The following is a 7,417-nucleotide window of genomic DNA, read 5'->3' as shown; positions in this document are numbered from 1 at the left end:
ACCTCACTTCACGCGCACGACCTGGTAGTTGCGCCACAGGTAGGTGAACGGCCAGCTCCAGATGTGGATCAGGCGCGTGAACGGGAACGAGGCGAACATCAGCATGCCGAGGCCGATGTGCAGCTTGTAGGCCCAGTGGACCTCGGTGACGAACATCCAGGCGTCGTGCTGGAAGGTCACGATGTGCTGTGCCCAGTTGGCCAGCGCCACCATCGTGCCGGCGCCGTGGTCGATCGAATGGAAGATCGTGTAGAGCCCGGTCAGCAGCTGCAGGAACAGCAGAACGATGATGAACGTATCCGCCGGCGCGGAGTTCGCTCGCACGGCGGGGATGAACAGCCGCCGCCACAGCAGGATCGAGATGCCGACCAGGCACATCGTGCCGAAAATGCCGCCGGCGACGATCGCGATCCACTGCTTCTGCTCGGTCGTGATGAACAGCGTGTAGATCTCCTTCGGCACCAGCAGGCCGAAGAGATGGCCGAAGAACAGCAGCAGGATGCCGACGTGGAACAGGTTGCTGCCCCAGCGAAACGCCGGCGTCTTGTGCAGGATCTGGCTCGACATCGCCCGCCAGGTGTACTGGCCGCGGTCGTAGCGCAGCAGGCAGCCGAGCAGGAAGATCGTGCCCGCGAGGTAGGGGAACACCCCGAATGCGAATTGCGTCATGTACTCCATCTCGTTGTCTCCCGGAGTCACTTACCGCCGGCCGCGCCGCGGCTCGGTTGTTCGATCCACTCGACGGCTGCCGTGCGAACCTGGTCGCCCTGACCGGCTCCCGTGCTACAGCCGCCGCTGCTCGGATCGCTGTTGCCGAGGAAGGTGACCTGCTCTTCCTCCCAGATCTCGTCCATCTTCTCGATGGTCTCGTCGGGTCCCTCACCCGCCGCGTGCTTGCGGAAATCGGCCGCATCCTCGGGCGTGCCCGCGATGCACTCGAGCGCGTCGAAGGCAACCGCATACGACGAGCCCCGCTCGGTCAGCCGTGCGCCGAGCAGGATCGCCACGCCCATGGCGTCGCCGAGCAATTCGTCGATCTCGGCGCGGTCCCGCTGCGACAGGTACTCGAGGAACAGCGGCAGGTAGTCGGGCAGCTCGTAGGCGTCGACCTCGAGGCCGGCCGCGGCGTACTGGTTCATCAGCTCGACCATGGCCTGGCCGCGATCGCGCGACTCGCCGTGGACGTGCTCGAACAGGTGCAGCGACAGGTTGCGCCCGCGGTCGAACAGATTGACGTAGACCTCCTGCAGGTCCAGCAGCGGGGTCTCCGCGATCTCGCCCAGCAGCGCATCGAGCCGCCACTGGACCTCGGGCGTGAGCAACCCTTCCTCGCGGATCGCCCGGCGCATATCGGGCACCGCGGCCTGCAGCTCGGCCGTGGGATAGCAGAGCACGCGAGAAATGACGGCTAGTGTCTTCATCGCCACCTCCTCAGGCCTTCTCGCGATCGAGCTTGATCGGGAACAGCTTGCGCTTGGCCGTCGCCTTGCCGCCGAAGACGTCGGCGTCGTTGCCGCCACCGCCGCAACCCGCGCCGAAGCTGAAGCCGCAGCCGCCGCGCTCACTGATGCTGTCGTACAGCGTACTGGCCGATTCGCGCTTGTTCGTCGGGATGACGAAGCGATCCTCGTAGTCGGCGATCGCCATGTAGCGATACATGTCCTCGACCTGGTGCTCGGTCAGGCCGACGCGCTCGAGCACGTCGGTCGCCTTGCGGCCATCGACCGTCTCGGCGCGCTTGTACGCGCGCATGGCGAGCATGCGCTCGAGCGCGTGGACGATCGGCTCCTCCTCGCCCGCGGTCAACAGGTTGGCCAGGTAACGCACCGGGATGCGCAGCTGATCGACCTGCGGGATCTCGCCGTTGTAGCCGATGTGACCCGATTCGGCCGCCGACTGGATCGGCGACAGCGGCGGGCAGTACCAGACCATCGGCAGGGTGCGGTACTCGGGGTGGAGCGGGAAGGCGACCTTCCACTCCATCGCCATCTTGTACACGGGCGACTTCTGCGCGCCCTCGATCCAGTCCTCGGGGATGCCCTGGCGCCGCGCCTCCGCGATGATCTCGGGATCGTGCGGATCGAGGAAGACGCCGAGCTGGGCCTCGTAGAGGTCCTGCTCGTCCGGGACGCTGGCCGCTTCCTCGATGCGGTCGGCGTCGTAGAGCATGACGCCGAGGTAGCGGATGCGGCCGACGCAGGTCTCGGAGCACACGGTCGGCTCGCCCACCTCGATACGGGGGTAGCAGAAGGTGCACTTCTCCGACTTGCCGCTCTTCCAGTTGTAGTAGATCTTCTTGTACGGGCAGCCCGACACGCACATGCGCCAGCCGCGGCACATCTCCTGGTCGATCAGGACGACGCCGTCCTCCTCGCGCTTGTAGATCGCCCCCGACGGGCACGCCGCCACGCAGGTCGGGTTGAGGCAGTGCTCGCACAGCCGCGGCAGGTACATGATGAAGGTGTTCTCGAACTGGCCGTAGATGTCCTTCTGCACCTTCTCGAAGTTGTAGTCCTGGCTGCGCTTCTCGAACTCGCCGCCCAGGATCTCCTCCCAGTTCGGCCCCCACTCGATCTTCTCCATGCGCTCGCCCGTGATCGCGGACACGGGCCGGGCGGTCGGCATGGTCTTGCTGTCGCCCGCGGCCTGGAGGTGGGTGTGCTCGTAATCCCAGGGCTCGTAGTAGTCCTCGATCGCCGGCATGTCCGGGTTGGCGAAGATGTTCGCCAGCACCCGCCAGCGCCCGCCGATACGGGGCTGCAGCTCACCGTTGCTCAGCCGCTGCCAGCCGCCGCGCCAGCGTGCCTGGTTCTCCCAGTCCTTGGGATAACCGATGCCCGGCTTGGTCTCGACGTTGTTGAACCAGGCGTATTCCATGCCCTCGCGCGAGGTCCAGACGTTCTTGCAGGTGACCGAGCAGGTATGGCACCCGATGCACTTGTCCAGGTTCAGGACCTTGCCGATCTGTGCGCGGATTCTCATCTCAGGCGCCCTCCGTCGTCGCGGTCGGTTCCGACTCATCCATCCAGTCCACATCGCGCATCTTGCGCAGGATGATGAACTCGTCGCGGTTGCTGCCGACCGTGCCGTAGTAGTTGAAGAAATAGCTCTGCTGGGCGTAACCGCCGATCATGTGTGTCGGCTTCAGCGTGGCCCGCGTCACCGAGTTGTGGATGCCGCCGCGGTTGCCCGTGATCTCCGAGCCCGGTGTATTCGAGATCTTCTCCTGGGCGTGGTACATCATGGACATGCCTTCCGGCACCCGTTGGCTGACGACGGCGCGCGCGGTCAGGGCACCGTTGACGTTGAAGGCCTCGATCCAGTCGTTGTCCTCGATCCCGGCCTTGTTGGCGTCGACCTCGCTGATCCAGACGATCGGCCCGCCGCGCGACATGGTCAGCATCAGCAGATTGTCCGTATACGTGCTGTGGATGCCCCATTTCTGGTGCGGCGTGAGGAAGTTGAGCACGATCTCGTCGTTGCCGTTGCCCTTCTTGCCCAGCATCGGCTTGATCGTCTTCAGATCGACCGGCGGCTTGTAGACGCACAACGCCTCGCCGAAATCGCGCATCCAGACGTGATCCTGGTAGAACTGCTGGCGGCCGGTGATCGTGCGCCACGGGATCAGCTCGTGGACGTTGGTGTAGCCCGCGTTGTAAGAGACGTGCTCCGAGTCGATGCCCGACCAGATCGGCGATGAGATGATCTTGCGCGGCTGCATCACCAGGTCGCGGAAGCGCAGCTTCTCCTCCTCGCGATGGACGCCGAGGTGGCTGTGGTCGAGGCCGGTGATCTTGCCCAGGCTCTTCCACGACTTGACCGAGACCTCGCCGTTGGTCTCGGGCGCCATCATCAGGATCGACTCGCAGGCGTCGATCGCGGTATCGAGTTTCGGCTGCCCCTGGCTCACGCCCTCGTCGCGCACGCGGCCGTTGAGATCACCGAGCTGATCGATTTCGCTCTCGGTGTTCCAGGCGATGCCCTTGCCGCCGTTGCCCAGCTCCTTCATCAGCGGGCCGATGCTGGTGAACTTGGCGTAGGTGTCCGGGTAGTTGCGCTTGACCGTCACCAGGTTCGGCATGGTCTTGCCGGGCACGGGCTCGCACTCGCCCCTCTTCCAGTCACGCGGCTCGAAGGGTTCCGCGAGCTCGGCGGGCGAGTCGTGCAGGTGCGGCATCGTGACGACATCCGTCTCCTCACCCAGATGGCCGGGCGCCAGCTCGGAGAACTTGCGTGCGATGCCCTTGTAGATGTCCCAGTCCGAGCGCGACTCCCAGGCCGGATCCACGGCCGCGGTGAGCGGGTGGATGAACGGGTGCATGTCCGAGGTATTGAGATCGTTCTTCTCGTACCACGTCGCCGTGGGCAGCACGATGTCGGAGTACATGCAGGTCGTCGACATGCGGAAGTCGAGCGTGGTCAGCAGGTCGAGCTTGCCCTCGGCCGCCTCGCGCCACTCGACCTCCTCGGGCCGCTCGGACTCGTCGCCGAGCTCCTCGCCCTGCAGGCCCGTTTCCGTGCCGAGCAGGTACTTGAGGAAGTACTCGTGGCCCTTGGCCGAGGCACCGAGCAGGTTGGAGCGCCAGACGAACAGGTTGCGCGGGAAGTTGGCGGGGTTGTCGGGGTCCTCGCTGGCGAAGCCGAGCTCGCCGCTCTTCATTTGCTCGACGATGTAGTCCTTGACGGCCTTGCCCGCGGCCTCGGCCTCGCGCGTGACCTTGAGCGGATTGCGCGACAGCTGTGGCGCCGACGGCAGCCAGCCCATGCGCTCGGCCCGGACGTTGTAGTCGAGCAGATGGCCGTGGTACTCGCTCTCGTCGGCCAGTGGCGACAGGATCTCGCGTACGTTGAGCCGCTCGTGGCGCCACTGGCTGGTGTGGTTGTAGAAGAACGAGGTCGAGTTCATCTGCCGCGGCGGGCGATGCCAGTCGAGGCCGAAGGCGACCGGGATCCAGCCGGTCTGCGGCCGCAGCTTCTCCTGGCCGACGTAGTGCGCCCAGCCGCCGCCGCTCTGGCCCACACAGCCGCACATCATCAGCATGTTGATGACGCCGCGGTAGCTCATGTCCATGTGGTACCAGTGGTTCATGCCGGCACCGATGATGATCATCGACTTGCCGTGGGTCTTGTGCGCCGTCTCCGCGAACTGGCGTGCGACCGTGACCACCTGCTCCCGCGGCACGCCCGTGATCGCCTCCTGCCAGGCCGGCGTGTAGGGGACGTCGTCATCGTAGCTCGAGGCAACGTTGTCGCCGCCCAGCCCGCGATCGATGCCGTAATTGGCGACCAGCAGATCGAACACGCTGGCGACCCGCGCGGTGGAGCCGTCGGCGAGCGTGACGTGACGCACGGGCACGCGACGGACCTGGACCGGATCGTGCGTGGTCATCGCCCAGTGGTTGTTGCCGCCGCCACCGAAGTAGGGGAAGCCGACGTCGACGAGCTCGTCGTGCTGCGCCGAGTGCGACAGCTCGGGCCGGATCTCGCTGCCGTCGCTGGCGCGGCTCTCCAGGTTCCAGCGGCCGCCCCCGTCGCCCCAGCGGAAGCCGATCGAGCCGCGCGGCGCGACGATGCGGCCCGTCGGCCCGTCGAAGGTAAGCGTCTTCCACTCCGGGTTGTTGGTCTCGTCGAGGGCACCATCGAGATCGCTGGCGCGCAGGAAGCGCCCCGGCACGTTGTGCTCGCCCTTGGCATCGAGCATGACCAGGCAGGGCATGTCGGTATAGCGGCGGACGTAGTCGTCGAAGTAGTCGCTGGTGTTCTGGACATGCCACTCCTTCAGGATGACGTGGCCGAACGCCATCGCCAGCGCCGAGTCCGTGCCCTGCTTCGGGTGCAGCCAGACGTCACCGAACTTGGATGCCTCGGAGTAATCGGGCGAGATCGTGACGATCTTGGTGCCGTTGTAGCGCGCCTCGGTCATGTAGTGGGCGTCCGGGGTGCGCGTCTGCGGCACGTTCGACCCCCACATCATGATGAACTTGGAGCTGTACCAGTCCGCCGACTCGGGCACATCGGTCTGCTCGCCCCAGGTCTGCGGCGACGACGGCGGCAGGTCGCAGTACCAGTCGTAGAAGCTCATGCAGCTACCGCCGAGAAGGGACAGGTAGCGCGTGCCCGCGGCGTACGACACCATCGACATGGCCGGGATCGGCGAGAAGCCGATGAGCCGGTCGGGGCCGTATTGCTTGACCGTGTAGACGTTGGCCGCGGCGACGATCTCGTTGACCTCCTGCCAGTCACCGCGAACCATGCCGCCGAGGCCGCGGCGCGACTTGTATGCCCGCGCCTTGACCGGGTCCTCGACGATCGACTGCCAGGCATCCACCGGGTCGCCGTGCTCGGCCTTGGCCTCGCGCCAGAGCTCCAGCAGGCGGCGCCGGATCAGCGGGTGCTTGACCCGGTTCGCGCTGTAGACGTACCAGGAGTAGCTCGCACCGCGCGAGCACCCACGCGGCTCGTGGTTGGGCAGACCCGGCCGCGTGCGCGGGTAGTCGGTCTGCTGCGTCTCCCAGGTGATCAGGCCGTTCTTGACGTAGATCTTCCACGAGCAGGAGCCGGTGCAGTTCACGCCGTGGGTCGAGCGCACGATGCGGTCGTGCTGCCAGCGCTGGCGGTAGCCGTCTTCCCAGCGGCGGTCGTGATCCGTGGTCACGCCGTGGCCCTCCGAGAACGGCTCACGCTTGTGGCGAAAGAACAGAAGATTGTCGAGGAAGTGACTCATCGTTGTACTCCATCAGGCGACGTTGCAGTGCCGCTGCAGGGCCGCGGAGGCAGTTCGCGCCTCCGCCGGCCGGTTGACTCAAGGGTTCCGGATCTCCGCGCCGGGCCGCAGGTAGAACCACCAGCAGACCACCACACAGATCGCATAAAAGATGGCGAAGCCGTACATCGCCAGCTCGGGGCTGCCCGCCTCGATCTGGTCGCCCATCACGCGCGGGGCGACGAAGGCGCCGTAGGCGGCGACCGCCGAGGTCCAGCCGAGGACGGGCCCCTTGCTCTGCTGATCGAAGATCACGCCGATCGTGCGGAAGGTCGAGCCATTGCCGATGCCGACGGCGGCGAAGATGACAATGAACAGCAGCAGGAAGACGAAGAAGAAATCCTGCGGCGCCGACGAGTAGTACGCCAGGTTCATGACATAACCGGCGCCGACCGAGGCGAGCACAGTGATGATCGAGATGACGAAGGTGACGATCGAGCCGCCCATGCGGTCCGAGATCCAGCCGCCCACAGGCCGGATCAGGGCGCCGACGAAGGGGCCGATCCAGGCGTAGGTCAGCGAGCTGGGGCCGTCCGGGTTGGCCACGCGCTCGCCGTCGACCATCATCTTGCCGAACAGCACCTCGATCGACAGCGGCAGCGCCGCCGAGAAGCCGATGAAGGAGCCGAAAGTGGCGATGTAGAGCACCGTCAT

The 7,417-nt window shown here is 65.9% G+C and carries 5 protein-coding genes; all 5 read right to left on the bottom strand.

The window, feature by feature from the left end:
* Positions 1-3: 3 nt before the first annotated feature.
* Positions 4-669 carry a respiratory nitrate reductase subunit gamma gene (narI, locus tag ACLFRM_RS08480; RefSeq protein ID WP_410755306.1) on the bottom strand — a complete coding sequence of 222 codons (666 nt, stop codon included), beginning with the start codon at positions 667-669 and terminating at the stop codon, positions 4-6.
* Between the two features lie 26 nt (positions 670-695).
* The gene (gene narJ / locus ACLFRM_RS08475) at positions 696-1,421 is read right to left on the bottom strand and encodes a nitrate reductase molybdenum cofactor assembly chaperone (RefSeq protein ID WP_410755305.1); all 726 of its coding nucleotides are present in this window, start codon (positions 1,419-1,421) and stop codon (positions 696-698) included.
* Positions 1,422-1,431: 10 nt separating this feature from the next.
* On the bottom strand, positions 1,432-2,982 hold the full coding sequence (narH, locus tag ACLFRM_RS08470; RefSeq protein WP_410755304.1) for a nitrate reductase subunit beta: 1,551 nt from the start codon (positions 2,980-2,982) through the stop codon (positions 1,432-1,434).
* A gap of 1 nt (position 2,983) precedes the next feature.
* Positions 2,984-6,724, bottom strand: a complete 3,741-nt coding sequence (locus ACLFRM_RS08465; protein ID WP_410755303.1) for a nitrate reductase subunit alpha — start codon at positions 6,722-6,724, stop codon at positions 2,984-2,986.
* Positions 6,725-6,802: 78 nt separating this feature from the next.
* The coding region (locus tag ACLFRM_RS08460; RefSeq protein WP_410755302.1) for an MFS transporter at positions 6,803-7,417 on the bottom strand (615 nt) is incomplete at its 5' end.

It is taken from the genome of Guyparkeria sp., from assembly GCF_046540515.1.
In the GTDB taxonomy this organism is placed as follows: domain Bacteria; phylum Pseudomonadota; class Gammaproteobacteria; order Halothiobacillales; family Halothiobacillaceae; genus Guyparkeria.
This window is presented reverse-complemented; position numbering and strand designations above follow the sequence as displayed.